This window comes from Rhodanobacter glycinis, assembly GCF_006438785.1.
GTDB lineage: Bacteria > Pseudomonadota > Gammaproteobacteria > Xanthomonadales > Rhodanobacteraceae > Rhodanobacter > Rhodanobacter glycinis_A.
Genome location: NZ_RCZB01000001.1, coordinates 371,638 through 389,809, shown reverse-complemented (window position 1 = coordinate 389,809; position 18,172 = coordinate 371,638). Strand labels below are relative to the sequence as shown.

Here is an 18,172-nt window from a genome sequence, read left to right as displayed (position 1 = left end):
ATATATCTGCCCCCTTTATTCCGAATCCGACCTGCTCATCGACCGCTACACAACAAGTAGGCCTTGGGAAGTGAACCTGAACCCGTTTTCCGAACGGCCCTCTCCTCTCGTCAAACGGGCGGTGTCAGTACGATCTTCCGGCCCTTTCCGTCCTTCTTGCTGTCGCCGAACTGAAAGCTGTAACCCTTGCGCAACAGGCACCATATTTCGAGCGCTGTCCAGGTCGGGCGGTTGTAGCCATCTTTGTCAAACCATAGCAGGGAGTTCTTCCCGTCTGTCTTGCACAGGGCAAGGAAATCTTCGGCGTCGTACGCCGGCACATCCTTGAACTTGTTGAGAACCGTATCGGGAATGTTCGCGTACTGGTTCGTCGAATCCAGCTTGATCTTGAAATGGGCCTTGGCACTGATGCCGCCCTCGACCCATGCGACGTTCAACCCGGGAGACCAGTTCGGAACATCGAGAATGCGAAATTTCTTGAGTGGTCCCTTGTCGCGGTGCTGCGACACATACTGCCGGTTGCCGATGTACAGCTTGTTCTTCTGGGACGCGGCCTCGACGCTGGCTGCGCTTCGGTAGGCCGTACCCGCATCGCGATTGACGGCGTCACGATTGCCCAGGTCGTCTATCGCCGAGTCCAGCTTGGCGGCCGCCTCTTCTGCGTCCCGGTGCCGCTGCCCCGCAACGAGCGCTGCATTGGTCTTCCTCTCTATCTTTTTCAACTCCGACACGATCGTGGGAATGTCCGGGTTCTGCAGCGCGTTGTAGGCAAGCTCGCAGTTTCTTCGTTCAGCACATGCCTGGTCGAACTCGATCTTCAGTCGATCACGTTCCGCCAGCGCCAGCAGTAGCTTCTGCTTCAACTCGACGATGCGGACATCCTCCCGCGCCAACACCACCGGGTGGATCTCGCCCGTATAGTTCTTCCAGGAACCCGTTTTGTGGCACTTCGGGCAGGTAAATCCGGCCAGTTCGTAGGCATAACGCTTGCTCGAGTTGAGCAAGATATGACCGCAACCTTTTGTTTCGCACTGAAACGTAACCATGGTTATCCCCTGATTGACGATTGGCCCATGTCCTGGCGGCGCCGCACGGAGCGCACCGGGCACAGCTCGAACACCGTCACGCGTCACGAATACATCTGGCAGCCCCGAACCGACAGCTTGGCTTGCGCGATTGCCCCTCGCCCATTTATAGCGACAACAAGAGGCGGAGTGCACTTTTCCTTCGAGCACACTTCCCCAGCAAAGGGGACGGAGGTAGTCAGCTCGGCTTAACTTCCTCCGTTCCGGTTTCGGGACGAAGTCGGCGAGAAAGGGGCAGGTTCATTGATGGAGCGAAATCAAATGAACCTGACCTCTTTGCCTGGCTTACCGCACCCGCTCCAGCGTCTGCACCCAGTTCGTCTCCCAGGTCTTTCCGCCATCGTTCGAATATGCCTGCTCCCAGTGGGCGGCGTTGCGGCTTATTCCCGACCAGATGAAGCGGACCTTGATCGGTTTTCCCCTGAGCGTGTCATCCGCATGGAAAGTGCCGACGCCGTGCACGAAGCGTCCCTTCACCGGGGGATCCAGGTTGCCGAACGGATTACGGCCGTCGATCCACCAGATGGCCCATTGGCCAGTCTTTGGATCGTAGGCACGCGGCGCCACGCCCCGGTAGATGCCGCCTGGCATGTGGAAAACCGTGTCGTCCACGTTTGCCCGGCCTTCCATCAGCGTGCGCGAACTGATCGTGCCCTCGAACTCGATCCATTCCTGGCGGCCAGACAAGGGTTCTTTCAACTTGCGGCTGTGCACTCGCCAGTCGCCAACCAGGAAGTCGAAATCGTGCAGCCCGCTCATGTCGGGTCGGTCGAGGGCCTTTGGCGTGTCCTGCGAGGCAAAGGCCACCGGCACCAGCGCGGCGACTGCCATCATCGCGACGATCACAAGCAAGGTACGGGAACGCTTCACGCAACACCCCCTGTCAGTCAGTGCCAATCCGGCCTTGCGCAATGTGACACCGGACATCCTCGGGCGGCAAGTTCCTCTGGCCATGCCGCCGCCCGAATAGGGGGACGAAACCAGGACGGGATCGGTGAGCCCGACCTCGCTTTTGGACCCCGTTTTTGTCAAGCCCGTACTGCCGAGGTGATCGCGGCATCAAACGTCTGGAGGAACTCGCCCCGTGGCCGCTCTCCAAGGTCGACCACCTTGGTTCCCCCGGCAGCCACGAAGGTCACGTCTTCGATGCCGATGACCTTGAGTATCAGGCGCAGATACGTGGTTGCGATATCCCGGTCCCGGATCGGCGATCCCTCCGTGTAGACACCTCCCGAAGCCATGAGGACCGTGCACGTCTTGCCGTGCACCAAGCCTTCGCCGGTCATGCCCAGCGTGAGGCCCTTGCGCACGATGTGGTCGATGTAGGATTTGAGATTCGCGGGGACGTTGTAGTTGTAGACCGGCGTGCTGATCGCAATGTGGTCCGCCGCCAGAAGTTCGGCAACGAGTTCATCGGAAACCTGCAGAACATCCTTCATTCCCGGCGTGTGCCTGTCGGCCGGCGTCAGGCTGGCCTGCAACCAGGGCAGATTCATGTAAGGCAGATGGGTCGTTGCCAGATCTCGCTCGACGATCTCACCCTCCGGATGCGTCAGCTTCCACTGCGCCATGAAATTTATTGCGAGATTCCGGGAAATGGAATGTTCTCCGCGGGTGCTCGCCTCGATCATCAAAAGCTTCGTCATCGTCGTGCTCTTCCTTCCGTTGCGGCGTTCTTTCGCCTGGACTAACCTCAACGAACAATTTGTTCGCAACGCTAGTTTGGGAAGCACGACGGCATGGCACAAGAAGGCACTTTTATGTCCGAAACGAACAATCCTGTTCCCGAGAACGCCTTGTCCGCGACCGAGTGCAAGGGCCTGGCCCAGGTGCTGGCCAGCGTCGGAGACAAGTGGACCATCATGGTGGTGGGTGCATTGTCCAGGGGCTCGCTGCGCTACAACGAAATCCAGCGACGTGTCAGCGGCATCTCGCAACGGATGCTGACGCTGACGCTGAAACGACTGGAGGCGGATGGCATTGTCACCCGCACCGTCTTTCCCTCAGTGCCACCGCGCGTGGACTATGAACTCACGCAGCTCGGGCAGACATTGCGCGGGGCACTCGTGCCACTTCACGTGTGGGCATCGAAGAACAAGGAAACCATCGCCCGAAACCGGATGGACGCAGCGAAGTAGCCGCGCAGAGGTCGGCTCGCTCCAAAACACGGTTCCGAAACATTGCAGGCCTTCACAGGATCAGTGATTCGAAATGTTTTAGAGCACCGGCAACTTCAACCCCTGCCCCTTCGCACACGCCACCGTCGTGGAACTCCGTCGCTGGGCGAAGTCGCAGCATGTTGAGGGTGCCGAACAGGATGTCGAGGGCATAGTTGTTCCCATGCGCCCGCATGGGAACAAAAGAGGCAGGTCCATTCATCATCCGTCAAAAAAAGAACCCGACCCCTCATTCGAAAAACTCGCGTTCGTAGGTTTAGGGCTTGCACGCGGGTCAACGGACGTTACCGTTGATAGTGACAGTGGGTGCGTCGCGCCTAAAGAAGTGCACTCTGATCCTGGCTCTGTTGGAGAAATTGTCCCTAATACCTTTTCGGCAGCGCCACAGGCAGCATGGGCCTAAATTATCCCTGACACCTTTTTCTCCTGTCTCCCAACTCACAGACCCACGGGCATCGGCACTTCGATGTAATGCAAGGTGGGATCGAGCTGGGTCCACTGGTGGGCGGCAAAGACGGTCCGGGTCACACCGCTGAGCGTAACCAGCTCCGGCGGGCAGCCCGCCTTGGCATGGACAAAGTAGCCGGGCGACACCAGGTTCTCATGGGCCGCGTTGTGGCCCACGGTATTGGAAGTCAGCAGGTGGAAGTTGGTCCTGCCACGACCACTGTTATTCTGCAACGCAGCCAGGTTGTGCTCCTGACAGATTTCCACTCCGCCGGTGAGCGTGCCGCCGGGAATGTCGAAGCTCGGCTCGCTGGTCCCGGGGATGAAGCGAATGCGTCCGTCGTAACGTTCGCGCGCCGACTTGATACCGGGCGCTGCCGGGAGCGCAGCGCCACCGGGGCCACGACGAACCGTGTTGTTCGTCAACGAGGCTAGCTCGCTCATGTTCCCGGTTGCCTGGATGATGTTGTACAAGCGATTGCCAAACGGATCGACCCCGTTCGGATCGTACATCTGGAGATCGATTGCGCCGCGACGTGCCCGGTACAGGCGAAGGGTGTCCTCGGCATAGACCTCGCCCCCTCCATGGCGCTTTCCGTACAGGGCCAGAAGATTGCCGTTGTAGTGGACGGGAGCTTCGTTGCGGACCACCCAGTCGGTCTTCTCACCCCAGTTTTTCTCCGTCTTCGCCCAGCAGATGCTGCCGCCAACCAGCAGCAGACGGCCGAAGAGCAGCGAAGCCGCCGCCAGCCCCTTCAGCGTCTTGTCGCGTTCGGCCTTGCTATACCAGCGGAGGCGATCACTGCCCGCGTGCCCGTGCATGAACATGAATTCCGGCGCGACGAACACGATGAAAGTCGGCGTCGTTGCCGCCTGCACGCGCTGAATATGGTTGCGCAACCGTGTCAGCCGCGCAGACACCTTCTCGTTGGCGACATTAGTGGAATCTTCCGTGCACACCGCGAATACCAGATTCATCCCCACACTCCATAGATCGAGAAATCCCCACTCATGAGCGGACAATCAAAAGGGACGGAGGTAGTTATCCGCGTTTAATTACCTCCGCACCCCTATTTACTATTTACGACACCTTTTCCCCGCTATTGGTAGGTCGGATGCTGCCGCACGAGGTAGGACGCGCCGCCCGTGGGCACACTCGCGGTCAGCGCAAGGTAGCAGGCCCGCTCTTCGCGTACACCGGGTTTCGTGCCGTGCGGTGGCTGCAGATCCTGCGCATTCACGTCGCGGATGATGTCGCGCAGCTTCTCCGTGTCGCGGACGATGGCGTCGCCCATGATCGACAGCGTGACGTCGGACAACTCGGCGTGATCGCTGCAGGTCACCACATTGCCAAGAGCCCCGAGGCTGCTCAGCAGCAGGTTGATCTCGTCGAGCTGATCCAGGGTGACGCCGAAGAGGAAGCGGTTGCCGGCCGCATCCCTCACCGGCTCGGCGGCGTCGGGCTCCGCGGCTTCCGTGCAAGCCGCCGCTTGCGCAGCGGCCTCGCATGCTGCCGTCCGATCGCGACGCTCGGCCGGCCAGGAGAGTTCGCCCAGCACCTGGGCGATCTGCTCCTCTAGCAGTTCCATGCAGATCGCCACTTCGCCCGGGCGAATCTCGGGAACCCCCTCCTGCTCCTCGTCCGGCCTTCGCGGTTGCGCGAGATGCGAGAGGAACTCCACATACTCGCGCAGCTTCTTCAGCCGCAGCTGGCTGTCCTCCGGCAGGAAATAGCCCGTCGTTTCCAGATCATCCGATTCGAACGTCGACATGGTCGCCTCCTAGTTCCATGAAGTGCCCGTCCACGGCATGACAGACGGACGGGAAGTCGGGAGGCTAGAAACCGCTAAGAGCCGGCGGGCGTATTCCCCTTGCGGGTGTTGTATTAGCCGCCCTCCCGACGCAGGCTTCGCGTCGGTTGCACCTACAACGCGCGTAGGCACAAAAAACCCACCGGTTTGTCGGAGGTGGGTACCGCTCTTAGAGGAGTTTCTAGGCTCCTTGAATTTAGTCTGCTACGGCAGTGGAGGGGTGTCAAGGCAGGTCCATGGCTATCGGCTGTCGTCGAATGGCGTCCGAAATTGTCCCTCACACCTTTTCGCGCACGCTGACTCCGGTTCGCCGTTTCGCTTAGGCTATCTCTTCGCCAAACCATTCCTTGATCATCGTCTTGCAGAGTTCCGCGACCGTGAGCCCGTCACAAACGATTTGAGGATGAAGGTAGACGGGTCGTGCATTACCGTTCGTCATCGAGTGTACAAATCGGTACGATGGTCTGCCTATCGCAGACTTTCTCTGGTCAAGTTCCTCAGCTTCTTCAAGCCTTCCGCTCAACAGTGCTTTCCAATGGTCTGCGTCCAAGTTGCTCCACGCCTGGTGATCGGCGTCACTGAACTCCGCCGGAGGTACGTAGAGAGGAATCCTGTGAGCTAGCGCATCACGGTAGTCTTTCGAGTAGGTTTTATGCCAATTTTGGATAGCAGGGTCGTCGAGATAACGGCGCATACCCTCCGTTAGGTGCGGGCGAGTGCGAGGATTGAATAAACCAATATTCAAGGGATTGAGCTTGATGCCTTGTTCGAGCAAATAAGCCCACGCCCAGTTATCGTGGACGCCGCTCACATTGATTGCAAAGGCTTGGAGGTTTATTTGAAGATTCTCCAAGACCGCTCTTTGCAACGGATACAACGTGTCTGGGGGAAATAGCTCGTACACATTAGTTATGCAAGCCTTGATCGTTCCAAGACGACGCGCCACACCTTGAAGCAGGTATTCGCGCGCGTCCGCATTGGCAATTCCTGGCGCACATTTATGGACGAGAGTTAGGCCCACTTCATTGAGGTCACGGCACACGCTTTCGCCTTGCTCATACATCTGCGCAACATGCTTAGCACTATAGAAGGCCATTTGACACTCCGAAAACAAGCGGTTTCTCTGATCAGGAATTAACTTCCCCCATCCCCTTATTCGTCCGCATGGCCTGCGAAATCGCCGGGATCGATCAGTGGCTGATACCATGCCAAGCCAAACGACGCCTGTACTCGATCATGCGACTGGGCTGTGAGGCGCTGGTACGACGATGGTCAAACGCCAAGCTCGAAGAACTCATGAAAACTGGGGGGTCAGAGTCGCCTTTCCAAGGCGGCGGCCTCGAAGAAAGTGAACTCTGCCCCCGTTTTCAGCTGTTCGAAGGAATCTCCATGGCCGGTAGACGCCAGCACTATATCCCCAGGTTTCTGCAACGAGGCTTTCTTGCCCACCGTCAAGCGAAGGGAGAAGGTGAGCGCACTTGGTTGCATCTGAGGAGCCAGAAGGCGAAGCTCACGGGGATTCGCCACGTGGGCGTTGAGGAATACTTCTATTCCCGACCACGCAAGGACGGCGTGCCCACGCTCGACGATGTGATCACCAAGGTAGAGGAAATCTTCCGCGAGGATCTCGCTTACGTTTCGGGTGAGGCCACTGGGGTCGAACTCGACCGTGGCCGAGTGGCACGACTCACCGCACACCTCGTGCTTCGCACCGCTTTCATTCGATCCGCATTTTCCAACGCAGCCGAGCAGGTCCTGGACGGCGTCATTGCGGAAGTGGGTACTCGAGAAGGCGCCAGGTCCCGCTATGGGATCGACGACCCCACCCAGGATATCGGGGCATCCGCTCTCGTGGTGGCCACCGTCGCGGCCCTCACGGACGCCGGGATCACGATGCCACCTCGGTTGGCCGAACGCGTCGCTGGATACGCCTTTCGGGAACGATTCGATGAGTTCTTTGCGGATATCGAGCCGCAGATCACACTTCTCCAGACAGAGATGGCTCGCACCCTGTCTTCCATCGTCAGCGATGCCCATAAAAAGGCCCTCGCTAAGGCTGACCAAGAGGCGTGGGAAACAGCACTCGCAAGGCTGACTTGGCGCGCTCACGAAGTCGATGGCGCAGTCCTGCCGGATTGCATCGCCATCGCGCAGGCAGCCGGAAATGAGCTGACTCCGCTCATACTCGCTGGATTGGAAGGGCTTGAGACGTGCATCGTCCCCATCCGCACCGACCGGGTACTCATCGGGACGGTTCACGAAGCATTGTCGGTCGACGTAACCTTGCTCAACCTCGCGAGCGCAGCATGCAGCGATCGCTTCTTCATCGCATCGAAACCGATGGATGAATCGGAGTTGGCCGAGCACATCGGACGACGGGGCGCGAACGCTATCTTGGAAACCGTGCAGGACGCTCTCACATCCCTCCATCGCATACCCACGACCACCGCGATCCCGGGAACAGCGCCTCCCCGAAGCAGACATGCTTCTGAATCGAGCCAATTTTCCTACACGCTGAGCGCGCCCGCGTTTGAAGAACCAGAACAATTCGCCGCATTTCAGGAGATTGTCACCGTCGTGGTGCGTGAACTCTCGCGTGGTATGCCACTTGGGTCCCTCGATGGCATCACCTTCGCCTCCGAGTACGGCACCGCCATCGCGGAGCTTGATCGTGGCGACCCCACTCTGGTCCCGGATCTCAGTGAACCCCGCAGTTACGGCAGGCCGGTGGCCAAGTGCGTCGACGTGGTCCGCAATGGCATGCCCAAGAGTCACCTGATTCTCGATGCCATGCTCGCGCTGGACCTCATCTCGGATTCTGAGACCGACCGAAGCTCTGCGCTGCACATGCTGGTCACCATGCTCGGCCATGTTGCCCACGACGTGCTCTACCTGCGCCCCTTGAATGAGAGCAGGCCTTCGTTTCCGAACTCGCTCATCTCACTTCTGCATAGAGCGACCGCGCCTGTGCCGGGTCATTACTTCACCGCAAGGGAGTCCGCCTTTGCCGACCCCTCTGCCGGCGCTCGGTATGCCGAACTATTCCGTGACAGCATGGCTGCGGCTCGTGCCGAGATCGAGGCCGCTCGACTGGATTACCGCATCACTCAGGACATGGACGCCCTGCTGGAAGTCGCGATAGGTCATGTGCGTCACGTCATGTCCCATGCCGCGCAATGGTGCGGGCATAACGACGGCTGCATAGATGGTAGCGATGCTCATGACCAATCCATGATCGATGTTGTCACATCGCTTGACCTCGATCATTGGCTCGATCTTCTAGGCAACGACCTTCGCCAACTGTACGGTCCGTCCGACGATTTCTCGATCAACCGGATCTTTGCTCTCACTCGGCACGTTGAGCGGCTCCTTTGGACATTCCAAATTTTTCCGTGGCTGATGGACGATGGAAGAACCTATGTGACGTTGCCCATGGGCAACGACGAAGCCCTCTAGCATCAATGGGATGATGCAGCGCTTGCGGGAACAGGCGCCTGAGAATTCGCCTCGTCTCGAGTCAAACCTGACCCCTGTTTCGCGTAGACCCTTGTTTCGCGTACCTGTTCAAATTGTCCCGGACACCTTCTTTAGCAGCATCACCACAAAGAGCGAAACCGGGGTCAGAGTCGACTTTCCAAAGCGTCGAGCCAAAAGAAGTGCGCTCTGACCCCCGTTTTGTTGGGATTGCAAACAGCCGCGTGTGAACATTGGAGACCGAACTCGATGCCTGGAAGAAACGATGGTGTGCCGGAATCTGTTTACGAGAGTTGCCCTGGGGCTGGCAATACTGATGCTGGCAGGATGCGGGACCAAGCAGGCGGGCTGCGCCAATATCGCGGCAAACGGATCGGCGGGCAGACCGTCTCACGCGGAAATGACGGCCGACGTTGCCAGCGCCAAACCCGTTCCCAGTGATGCAGTTCCCGGCGTGGTCCTGCCCGATACGGAAGCACTATGGATTCACGACCCTGTCGGGCGCGACTATCCGATCTGGGTAGCTCTCCCCGCGGGTTACGCTGCGCATCCGAAGCAACGCTACCCGGTGCTGTACGTGACCGACGCTCTGTACAGCTTTCCGCTGGTGCGAAGCCTGCGTAATCTGGTAGGCCAGCATGGAGTCAATCTGGAGGACTTCATCCTGGTCGGCCTGCCACCGCAACAAGGACTGACGTCCAAGCAGAGCCGCTCGCGCGACTACACGCCCTCCACACCGGTTCGGCGCAGTCCCGATGATTTCAGTGCCGAGGAATACGGCGGAGCCGCCCACTACCGTGATTTCCTGGCCACCACCGTGCTGCCGATGATTGACGCGCGCTACCACACGGATCCCGCCCGTCGCGCGTTCGCCGGCCACTCCTATGGCGGCTTGTTTGGTGCCTACGTCCTGGTGACGCGGCCCGAGCTGTTCCATACCTACATCCTGTCCAGCCCGTCCCTGTGGTACGACGACCACGTGATCGACCGCATCGAGCGGAACTACGCAAAGGACCACCATGCCTTGCATGCACAGGTGCTGCTGTCGGTGGGCAGCTACGAGACGTTCGGGCCAGGACCGCGCTACTTCCACCAGAACAACATGCTGATGCACAACCGCAGCTTTGCCCAACGCCTGCGCAGCCGCCACTACGAAGGCCTGAAGGTGGAAACATCCGTCATTGAGGGCGAAGACCACTTCACGGTCTACCCGACCGTGCTTACCCGCGCCTTGATAGCGATATTCCCTGGCACTGGCCCATATGTGAGCGGTTGAGGGATGGTAAAACCCGGGTCAGAGTCGACTTTCCAAAGCGGCGAGCCCAAAGAAGTGCACTCTGACCCGTGTTTTTGGCCTCCGTCCCCTTTTACGGATGAAAGTGATCACCCGAGCCCGTCCGTGCTACAGGTCAGTGATGTCGCCCTGGACCAAAGGAACGAAATCGCTGCGATGGAAAGCTCGGCCGCGTTTGACCGTCATGACCACGCTTTGCAGGTTGGCCAGGCTGTCCAGAGGGTTCCGCGCCAGCACTACCATATTGGCGAGTTTGCCCGTCTCGATGCTGCCCATCTCATGCTCCTGGCCGGCCGCGCGTGCACTGACGAGCGTGGCCGAGTTGATCACCGCCGCGATCGGCATGCCGGCCTTGCTCGACAGCTGATCGAGCTCGTGGAAAAGATCCGGCCAATGATCCGTCCACGGCGCGATGTTGTCAGTGCCGGCAGATACCTGCACGCCAGCGCGCCAGGCCTGGCCCGTGATGATGCCGCCGATCGTGTCATCGCAACTCCCGGGTGGCAGTGGCGGGCTGTTGACCGATGCCGCAGCAGCAGCCGCGCCATACGTCCAGACGGTCGCATCGAGAAGGGTGCCGCGACGAACCATGGCCTTGAACAGTCTGGCGAGCGCCGGATTGTTGCCATCCTTGAAGGACGCAAGCGCCACCGGATCGCGCGGCTCGCCCCAGCGGGAAACATGCGCCTGCGGCTCACGCACGAGAAGGCAGGCATGGGAAATCGCATCGACACCCGCCGCCACGACTTCCGACGGTTTGGCTGGATAGAGCGTGGCGTGGGCCCACACGAGCATGTGTTGCCGATGCGCTTCGGCGGTGATCCTTGCCGCCATGTCAGCCGTGAGATCTGCATACAGCTTGATGGCGGTGGCGTAGGTTCCTTTCGCTTCGGCGACAGCCAGCGGAAGATCGGTGGCACTCGTTACCGCCTGCATCCATGGCACCTTGCCGACGACGGCTCCGGCCGAAACCTGGATCGTCCGTTCGTCAGTGAAAAAGCACGGGCCAGCCATCAGAGCGGCGTAGTAAATGTCGGGGCCCGCGATTTCGCCGACCCGACTCGCGCGCGTGATGTCCCCGAGCGCGCGCAGATCATCCGCCATGTCCCTGACCGCCGTTACCCCGCCATAGAGATCACGGCGCATGATCGCTTCGGCCTGCCGACGATTGGGCGGCGTAGCAAGATGGACGTGGGAGTCGATCAGGCCGGGCATGAGATATCGCCCGCGCAGATCGACGACCTTCGCCTTGGTCAACAGATCGGGTGCCAGCTCGCGATCCGGCACAACCCGCACGATGCGCTCGCCAGACACCAAGACGTCCATATCGGGGCGCGGCGGTTGGCCCGTGCCGTCGATCAACGTGGCCCATCGGTACAACACCAGGCTGTCGCTGCCGGTTGCAGCGAAGGGGGTCGGTGCGCCAGCCCACGTCAGCGACGACCAGGCCAACGTGCCGACGACAAGCATCTGCGCGATACGCGACATCTTCAATGGCACACGCTGTCTCCCTCAGAGTGGAACTTCAAAACCCCCAGACCTCACAAAAAGCCGGGGGTCAGAGTGCACTTTTCCGGGTGTCTCGTCAGCTTACAACGACAGACAGCGCGTTGGACCGCAGGCAAGGTGAGCTTCTTTGGCAGGAGGCTACCCATGGCCCGCAGGCCGCGCATCGACCTACCCGGCATTCCCCAACATATCGTCCAGCGCGGCAATGATCGCCAGCCCTGCTTCTTCACCGATGCCGACCGGCATCGCTATCTGCAGGAGCTGAGGGAAATCGCGTTGCGCGAAGGCTGCGCCGTTCACGCCTATGTCCTGATGACCAACCACGTGCACCTGCTGATGACGCCCGACGAAGGCGGCCAGGTCGCCCGCATCATGCAGGCGTTGGGCCGGCGCTACGTGCGCTACGTCAACGACCGCTACCGCCGCACCGGCACGCTCTGGGAAGGACGCTACAAAGCGTCCCTGGTCGACCGCGACACCTACCTGTTGCACTGCTACCGCTACATCGAGCTGAACCCGGTTCGCGCCCGCATGTGTGCCGATCCGGCCGACTATCCCTGGTCAAGCCATGCGGCCAACGCCTTGGGCCACAACGACCCGCTCGTCCACCCGCACCCGACCTACCGGAACCTGGGCTCCACGCGGGAGGAGCGCTGCACCGCCTACCGCGCCATAGCGCTGGAAACACTCTGCGACGAGGACATCGAAGCGATCCGGTTACACCTTCAACGCCAGCATGCGCTCGGATCCGACCGCTTCCGCACCGCCATCGAGGCCCAGCTCGCCCGACCGGCCGGGCCGCTCAAGATCGGCCGTCCACGGAAACCTCATGATTCATCGGAAAGTCGAACCTGACCCCTGTTTTTGACAGCGTGAGTGTGGGCGAGTGGATCAACCTTCATAACCGGCTGAACCGCGCTCACTGGTGTGGCTGTTTCAGTTGCAGCGATAGGGAGCTGATCGAGGCGGTGCGAGCCACTGGCAGCACCGAGGTGGGCGTGGTGGGGCTGTACCTGGCGACCAGGTACGCACTGGAGGGCTTCGAGGCTTCCGATGCGGGCATGAACGGCGCCGCTGCGTGTTAACAGCGCTGTGCCGTTAGCAGCACATCCGCAAGCACATGGTGACGATGGGTTCAATTCCAAGAGCCCTGGAGCAACCGTATGGCTTGCAAGCTCGATCGCGATGAACGGGACATGCTAGGCCAGCTCTGCAAGGAGCCGTGGGTCTGGAATCGCAGCTATGACCCTGATGTGAGTCATCGATTGGAGGTGCGGGGCCTCGCCCAACTCTCGATGCTGGGTCAATGGTGCCCGACGCCGGCTGGTCGTCTGATGGCGGCTTCGATCTGAGCGGTGCCGTGACAACAAGCACGTCCTAGAGGCAACTTTGGGGGCAACCCAAATGATTCGTCGGAAAGTCGAACCTGACCCCTGTTTCTGACAGGTTCGACAACGCGAACAGCGTGAGTATCTGAGCGGTGTTCTTGAGCAGCCCCTTGAAGCGCACCTTCTGGTAGCCGAACTGCCGCTTCACCACCCGGAATGGATGTTCCACTTTGGATCGAACTGCTGCCTTCATGTGTTCGGTGTGCTTGACCGCGTCCTTCAACGCGCCCTCGGGCATCGCCTTGACGCCGCCGCGCTTGGCCGCGATGTACCACGTGCGGCCGCGCTTGGGGGCTCGTTTCTCGGCCCCCTGATAACCGGCGTCGGCGTACACCGTCTGCTCCTGGCCGTGCAGCAGTTTGTCCACTTCCGTCACGTCGCCCACGTTGGCGGGTGTCGTGGTTACCGTGTGCACCAGCCCCGATTCCACATCCACGCCGATATGGGCCTTCATGCCGAAGTACCACTGCTGGCCCTTCTTGGTCTGGCGCATGTCCGGGTCGCGCTGCTTGTCGCGGTTCTTCGTCGACGATGGCGCCTGGATGATCGTGGCATCCACGATCGTGCCTTGGCGCAATAGCAAGCCCCGCTGGCCCAGGTGCGCGTTGACTGCTTCAAGGATCTTCACCGCCAGGCCGTGCTGCTCAAGGAAGCGCCGGAACTTCAGGATCGTCGTCTCGTCCGGGATCGCGTCCTCGTTCAACTCTAGCCCGGCGAAACGGCGCATCGACTCGATCTCGTACAGCGCATCTTCCATCGCCGGATCGCTCAGCGCGTACCACTGCTGCATGAAGTGGATGCGCAGCATCGTTGCTGCCGGCATCGGCGGCCGACCGCGGCGACCAGAGGTGGGATAGCTGGGCTCAATCAACGCCAGCAGCGCCGCCCACGGCACCACCTTGTCCATCTCGCCCAGGAATTTCTCCCGCCGCGTCGGCTTCTTCTTGGACTCGAAACTCAGCGAGGCAAAGGAACGCTGCTTCATCGGCGATGGGCTTCCTGGGGACGGCTGGCTATGATGCCGTAGACGGGGAATAAATCAGAGCATCCTTAGCGATGTGGATAATGAAATTCGCAAACAAATAATATTAGGACAATTTACCTTCCCGGGCGAACTAATTGACTTCCTTACCTCGATCTATGGGCCCAACAAGTTTGAAGCTCTGGCGGAAATCGTCGTTAAGGGTCGGAGTTATTATTGCTTAATACGAGATAACCACAAGTATATCCGCGAAGACTATCTTAGCTCCGGCGAGCACTTTCTTATCAGCTTGTACCGAAGTATTCGTAGTAAGGCGCGACTAGTAGTCGTCGACGAAATTGATCTTTCGTTGGATGCAGCGGCTCAAGTTCTCTTACTGCGCAAGCTTCGCGAATTCTGCCAAGTCTATAGTTGCAATGTTGTCTTCACGACACACTCGTTGGCGATGATGCGAACCCTCAACGAGGGAGAGCTGTTCTACATGGAACGACGTAACGAATCGATTACGCTTGAACCAGCGTCCTACAGCTATATCAAGACTTTGCTTTTTGGCTTTAGTGGGTGGGATCGCTACATCCTCACCGAGGACATTGAGTTAAGTACCCTGCTGGAGGAGATCATCCGTCGCCACTGTCCTCAGGTATTTTATCGATACAAGATCATTTTTGTCGGTGGCGGCAGTCAGGTCACCAGCCTTCTAAAGAGAAACGTTGCCGAGCAATTCCTCGCAGATCCGCAACATGTCATCGCCATCCTTGACGGGGACCAAGATGGTCTTCGGCACGCGCGACAAGACAATGTGTATTTTATTCCGTTTCCCAATGTCGAGCAGGCATTGATAGACCGCTCAAAAGATGCAAATTTTCCTTATCAGTTGCCAAATGCGGTGACGATCCTTACGGATAAAAAGCAGTTTTACAAAGCGGTTCTTGCGACGCGCAGCATGTCGGGTGCGCAGGTCATCACGTATCTTTGCGACCACTACGATCCGCAAATGGCTAAATTGAGCTCCGCGCTTAATCGTTTTTTGTCGATTGCGTAGTAGCACAGATTCATCGACTTCACCGCGAAGGCTAATTAGCCGTTGGTTGGCCAAAATTAAGAATTTCTAATTCTACAGATCGAGAGTTTAAAAAAGAATTTCAAGGAATGGTTTTTTATCGATGATTGCCGCATGAGCTTTTCTCTTAAGGAAAGCTAAAAGATCGTCCTGACGCTGTAGCAACATCACTAACTCTTGTAGAGAGCATAGAAATGTTGTGCGCTGGTTAAGAAATTCAGCACATTGCTTAATAACGGGCTCGGTATATCCGCTGTTCGATATGAAAATGCCGCTCGCATTTGCCCTACCGAATATGCGGACGAGGTGGGGGCCAAACTCCGCAACACCAACTGGATCTTTGAGCCACTTCATTTCTACAAGATGAATTGTTCCGTCTAGCTCGATCACGCCATCAACTTGCTCCAGCACGACGGCGTTATCTGTGTCTCTTCGGCGAAAGTCCTCTCTAACAAGGATTTCGTAAGCTTTGAACAGGTCGTTTAACACTGCTTCTAGCAACTTGCCGCGCTCTTGAGGTTTGTCGTCCATCGCAAACAGGGCGGATAGCCGCTTGCTTACGGCCTCAATTTTGGCGCGCTTCTGGCCAACTGCGACCTGCTTTGCCCGTTGACGATCCAAAACCACCTCTCGCTCTGCTTCGCGCTCTTGCCTCATTCGCGTGAAGGAGTCCTTGGCGTCCACAGCCTCGCGGATGCTAGCAACTAGACCTTTGGCCTTGTACTGGTCAGTGGGCCAACATGTTTCGAAGCTTTCAAATTCAACTGTGCGCTTAAGAAGTTCTCGGCGCGGTCGAAGACCGCTGTCGCCGCGTGCATTCAGCTTTGTAAGTACGTTACGAACGATATCGAATTTGTTTATGGCATTGCGGTCGGCTCGAAGAGAACTTTCGACTTCAGTGAGGTCTTCCTGTGCTACCCCTGCGCCACGAAGAAACAGGATGACGTTTTGCTTGCTTCTACATAGAAGCGGAATGGTATCGACCAACAAATTGAAAACTTCGGGCGGATATTGAAACGCGTCGGACATCTTTTTCGCTCGTCAACAATGCTTTGTTGGTTGTGGGCTTCCACGTAGAGTCAAATGAGGAAGCTTGTCTACTCGCTTACATCGAACACATAGCAGAGAGATTAGGAATCGAGCTTTAGTCAAACCATCGGCAACTTCAACCCCTGCTCCTTCGCACACGCCACTGCATCCTCATATCCAGCATCCGCATGCCGCATCACCCCTGTCCCCGGATCGTTCCACAGCACCCGCGCAATCCGCTTGTCCGCCTCGGCCGTGCCGTCGCAAACGATCACGATCCCGGAGTGCTGCGAATACCCCATCCCCACCCCGCCGCCGTGATGCAACGACACCCAGGTCGCGCCGCCGGCCACATTCAACATCGCGTTGAGCAGCGGCCAGTCGCTGACGGCGTCGCTGCCGTCTTTCATGGATTCGGTTTCGCGGTTGGGTGAGGCGACGCTGCCGGAGTCGAGGTGGTCGCGGCCGATCACCACCGGCGCTTTCAGCTCACCGTTGCGCACCATCTCGTTGAAGGCGAGGCCGAGCTTGTCGCGCAGGCCCAGGCCAACCCAGCAGATCCGCGCAGGCAAGCCCTGGAAGCTGATGCGCTCCTTGGCCATGTCGAGCCAGTTGTGCAGGTGGGCGTCGTCGGGGATCAGCTCCTTCACTTTCTGGTCGGTCTTGTAGATGTCTTCCGGGTCGCCCGAGAGCGCGACCCAGCGGAACGGGCCGATGCCGCGGCAGAACAGCGGGCGCACGTAGGCGGGCACGAAGCCGGGGAACGCGAACGCGTTGTCGCAGCCGACGTCTTTCGCCATCTGACGGATGTTGTTGCCGTAGTCGAAGGTGGGGATGCCTTGGGCGTGGAACGCGAGCATGGCTTCGACGTGGGTGCGCATGGAGTGCTTGGCGGCGTCGCGGGTGCCTTCGGGATCGCTCTTGCGGCGCTCGAACCACTGCTCCACCGTCCAGCCCTGCGGCAGGTAGCCGTTGACCGGGTCGTGCGCGCTGGTCTGGTCGGTGACGGCGTCGGGGCGCACGCCGCGCTTGACCAGTTCGGGCAGGATGTCGGCGGCGTTGCCGAGCAGCGCGATGGATTTCGCTTCGCCTGCTTCGGTGTACTTCTTAATGCGCGCCAGCGCGTCGTCGAGGTTGCTGGCCTGCTCGTCGACGTAGCGGGTCTTCAGGCGGAAGTCGATGCGGCTCTGCTGGCATTCGACGTTGAGGCTGCACATGCCGGCCAGCGAGGCGGCCAACGGCTGCGCCGCGCCCATGCCGCCGAGGCCGGCGGTGAGCAGCCATTTGCCTTTGAGGTTGCCGCCGTAGTGCTGGCGGCCCATTTCGACGAAGGTTTCGTAGGTGCCCTGGATGATGCCTTGCGAGCCGATGTAGATCCACGAGCCGGCGGTCATCTGGCCGTACATCATCAGGCCTTTCTTATCGAGCTCGTTGAAGTGCTCCCAGGTGGCCCAGTGCGGCACCAGGTTGGAGTTGGCGATCAGCACGCGCGGCGCATCGGCATGCGTGCGGAACACGCCGACCGGCTTGCCGGACTGCACCAGCAGGGTTTCGTCGTCTTCCAGCGTGCGCAGCGATTTCAGGATGGCGTCGAAACACTCCCAGTTGCGCGCCGCCCGCCCGATGCCGCCGTACACCACCAGCTCGGCCGGGTTCTCGGCCACCTCGGGATCGAGGTTGTTCTGCAGCATGCGGAACGGCGCTTCGGTGAGCCAGCTCTTGCAGGAAAGCTCGGTGCCGCGCGGTGCGCGGATGGTGCGGGTGGTGTCGATGCGGGTGGGTGCGGTCATGGTGACAAGGCTCGGCTGGTAATGACTTTCCGGAGTATAACGCCGGGGTAGCAGGCATCCGGCCGGGTCTGCCCGTGCCATGAAGGGCGGCGTGTAACCGCTCGCCACCGCCGGGCGAAGGATCTG

16 protein-coding genes are annotated in these 18,172 nt (G+C 59.3%); 6 read left to right on the top strand and 10 right to left on the bottom strand.

Annotation, left to right across the window (positions count from 1 at the left end):
- Positions 1 to 110 precede the first annotated feature (110 nt).
- The 3 genes from EAH75_RS02015 to EAH75_RS02005 form a co-directional block, all read right to left on the bottom strand.
- The gene (locus EAH75_RS02015) at positions 111 to 1,046 is read right to left on the bottom strand and encodes a hypothetical protein (protein ID WP_140803975.1); all 936 of its coding nucleotides are present in this window, start codon (positions 1,044 to 1,046) and stop codon (positions 111 to 113) included.
- A gap of 324 nt (positions 1,047 to 1,370) precedes the next feature.
- Complete coding sequence (locus EAH75_RS02010; protein WP_240046327.1) at positions 1,371 to 1,931, bottom strand: DUF1579 family protein; 561 nt, start codon at positions 1,929 to 1,931, stop codon at positions 1,371 to 1,373.
- Between the two features lie 182 nt (positions 1,932 to 2,113).
- Positions 2,114 to 2,731, bottom strand: a complete 618-nt coding sequence (locus EAH75_RS02005; protein ID WP_140803973.1) for an FMN-dependent NADH-azoreductase — start codon at positions 2,729 to 2,731, stop codon at positions 2,114 to 2,116.
- 93 nt (positions 2,732 to 2,824) lie between these two features.
- On the opposite strand from EAH75_RS02005, the gene EAH75_RS02000 reads away from it, so the two are divergent.
- Entirely contained in the window at positions 2,825 to 3,223 is a 399-nt protein-coding gene (locus EAH75_RS02000; protein ID WP_241668862.1) for a winged helix-turn-helix transcriptional regulator, read from the top strand.
- Positions 3,224 to 3,700: 477 nt separating this feature from the next.
- On the opposite strand, the gene EAH75_RS01995 is transcribed toward EAH75_RS02000, so the two are convergent.
- The 3 genes from EAH75_RS01995 to EAH75_RS01980 form a co-directional block, all read right to left on the bottom strand.
- Positions 3,701 to 4,687, bottom strand: a complete 987-nt coding sequence (locus EAH75_RS01995) for a hypothetical protein (protein WP_140803970.1) — start codon at positions 4,685 to 4,687, stop codon at positions 3,701 to 3,703.
- Between the two features lie 122 nt (positions 4,688 to 4,809).
- Positions 4,810 to 5,481, bottom strand: a complete 672-nt coding sequence (locus EAH75_RS01990) for an XAC0095 family protein (protein ID WP_140803967.1) — start codon at positions 5,479 to 5,481, stop codon at positions 4,810 to 4,812.
- 358 nt (positions 5,482 to 5,839) lie between these two features.
- Positions 5,840 to 6,616: a hypothetical protein gene (locus EAH75_RS01980; RefSeq protein ID WP_140803964.1), complete on the bottom strand. Its 777-nt coding sequence runs from the start codon at positions 6,614 to 6,616 to the stop codon at positions 5,840 to 5,842.
- A gap of 68 nt (positions 6,617 to 6,684) precedes the next feature.
- Here EAH75_RS01980 and EAH75_RS19850 point away from each other — a divergent pair, with 68 nt between their 5' ends.
- Positions 6,685 to 8,976 (top strand): DUF4238 domain-containing protein, encoded by a 2,292-nt coding sequence (locus tag EAH75_RS19850; RefSeq protein ID WP_241668861.1) that lies wholly within the window; start codon positions 6,685 to 6,687, stop codon positions 8,974 to 8,976.
- Between the two features lie 334 nt (positions 8,977 to 9,310).
- Positions 9,311 to 10,270 carry an alpha/beta hydrolase gene (locus tag EAH75_RS01970; protein WP_241668860.1) on the top strand — a complete coding sequence of 320 codons (960 nt, stop codon included), beginning with the start codon at positions 9,311 to 9,313 and terminating at the stop codon, positions 10,268 to 10,270.
- A 126-nt stretch (positions 10,271 to 10,396) separates the two neighbouring features.
- On the opposite strand, the gene EAH75_RS01965 is transcribed toward EAH75_RS01970, so the two are convergent.
- Positions 10,397 to 11,788 carry an amidohydrolase family protein gene (locus EAH75_RS01965; RefSeq protein WP_241668859.1) on the bottom strand — a complete coding sequence of 464 codons (1,392 nt, stop codon included), beginning with the start codon at positions 11,786 to 11,788 and terminating at the stop codon, positions 10,397 to 10,399.
- A 153-nt stretch (positions 11,789 to 11,941) separates the two neighbouring features.
- Here EAH75_RS01965 and EAH75_RS01960 point away from each other — a divergent pair, with 153 nt between their 5' ends.
- Both EAH75_RS01960 and EAH75_RS20115 read left to right on the top strand, forming a co-directional pair.
- Entirely contained in the window at positions 11,942 to 12,652 is a 711-nt protein-coding gene (locus tag EAH75_RS01960) for a transposase (protein ID WP_140803961.1), read from the top strand.
- A gap of 17 nt (positions 12,653 to 12,669) precedes the next feature.
- Positions 12,670 to 12,882, top strand: a complete 213-nt coding sequence (locus EAH75_RS20115; RefSeq protein WP_161596230.1) for a DUF3606 domain-containing protein — start codon at positions 12,670 to 12,672, stop codon at positions 12,880 to 12,882.
- Between the two features lie 292 nt (positions 12,883 to 13,174).
- On the opposite strand, the gene EAH75_RS01950 is transcribed toward EAH75_RS20115, so the two are convergent.
- A complete protein-coding gene (locus EAH75_RS01950) occupies positions 13,175 to 14,170 on the bottom strand; it encodes an IS5 family transposase (protein ID WP_241668858.1) in 996 nt (331 codons plus the stop codon).
- 478 nt (positions 14,171 to 14,648) lie between these two features.
- Here EAH75_RS01950 and EAH75_RS01945 point away from each other — a divergent pair, with 478 nt between their 5' ends.
- Entirely contained in the window at positions 14,649 to 15,209 is a 561-nt protein-coding gene (locus EAH75_RS01945) for a hypothetical protein (RefSeq protein WP_140803959.1), read from the top strand.
- Between the two features lie 87 nt (positions 15,210 to 15,296).
- Here the strand turns inward: EAH75_RS01945 and EAH75_RS19845 are convergent, their stop codons facing one another.
- Positions 15,297 to 16,256 carry a restriction endonuclease gene (locus tag EAH75_RS19845; RefSeq protein WP_140803957.1) on the bottom strand — a complete coding sequence of 320 codons (960 nt, stop codon included), beginning with the start codon at positions 16,254 to 16,256 and terminating at the stop codon, positions 15,297 to 15,299.
- Between the two features lie 119 nt (positions 16,257 to 16,375).
- On the bottom strand, positions 16,376 to 18,046 hold the full coding sequence (gene hutU, locus EAH75_RS01935; protein WP_140803955.1) for a urocanate hydratase: 1,671 nt from the start codon (positions 18,044 to 18,046) through the stop codon (positions 16,376 to 16,378).
- Positions 18,047 to 18,172: the final 126 nt, after the last annotated feature.

Bases quoted from the DNA above. Each gene is read 5' to 3' on its own strand.
- EAH75_RS01970 (WP_241668860.1), top strand. From the start codon at position 9,311: ATGCTGGCAGGATGCGGGACCAAGCAGGCGGGCTGCGCCAATATCGCG.
- EAH75_RS01950 (WP_241668858.1), bottom strand. From the start codon at position 14,170: ATGAAGCAGCGTTCCTTTGCCTCGCTGAGTTTCGAGTCCAAGAAGAAG.
- EAH75_RS02005 (WP_140803973.1), bottom strand. From the start codon at position 2,731: ATGACGAAGCTTTTGATGATCGAGGCGAGCACCCGCGGAGAACATTCC.
- EAH75_RS19850 (WP_241668861.1), top strand. From the start codon at position 6,685: ATGGCCTGCGAAATCGCCGGGATCGATCAGTGGCTGATACCATGCCAA.
- EAH75_RS02015 (WP_140803975.1), bottom strand. From the start codon at position 1,046: ATGGTTACGTTTCAGTGCGAAACAAAAGGTTGCGGTCATATCTTGCTC.
- EAH75_RS02000 (WP_241668862.1), top strand. From the start codon at position 2,825: ATGGCACAAGAAGGCACTTTTATGTCCGAAACGAACAATCCTGTTCCC.
- EAH75_RS01995 (WP_140803970.1), bottom strand. From the start codon at position 4,687: ATGAATCTGGTATTCGCGGTGTGCACGGAAGATTCCACTAATGTCGCC.
- EAH75_RS01960 (WP_140803961.1), top strand. From the start codon at position 11,942: ATGGCCCGCAGGCCGCGCATCGACCTACCCGGCATTCCCCAACATATC.
- EAH75_RS01980 (WP_140803964.1), bottom strand. From the start codon at position 6,616: ATGGCCTTCTATAGTGCTAAGCATGTTGCGCAGATGTATGAGCAAGGC.
- hutU (WP_140803955.1), bottom strand. From the start codon at position 18,046: ATGACCGCACCCACCCGCATCGACACCACCCGCACCATCCGCGCACCG.
- EAH75_RS19845 (WP_140803957.1), bottom strand. From the start codon at position 16,256: ATGTCCGACGCGTTTCAATATCCGCCCGAAGTTTTCAATTTGTTGGTC.
- EAH75_RS01945 (WP_140803959.1), top strand. From the start codon at position 14,649: ATGGAACGACGTAACGAATCGATTACGCTTGAACCAGCGTCCTACAGC.
- EAH75_RS01990 (WP_140803967.1), bottom strand. From the start codon at position 5,481: ATGTCGACGTTCGAATCGGATGATCTGGAAACGACGGGCTATTTCCTG.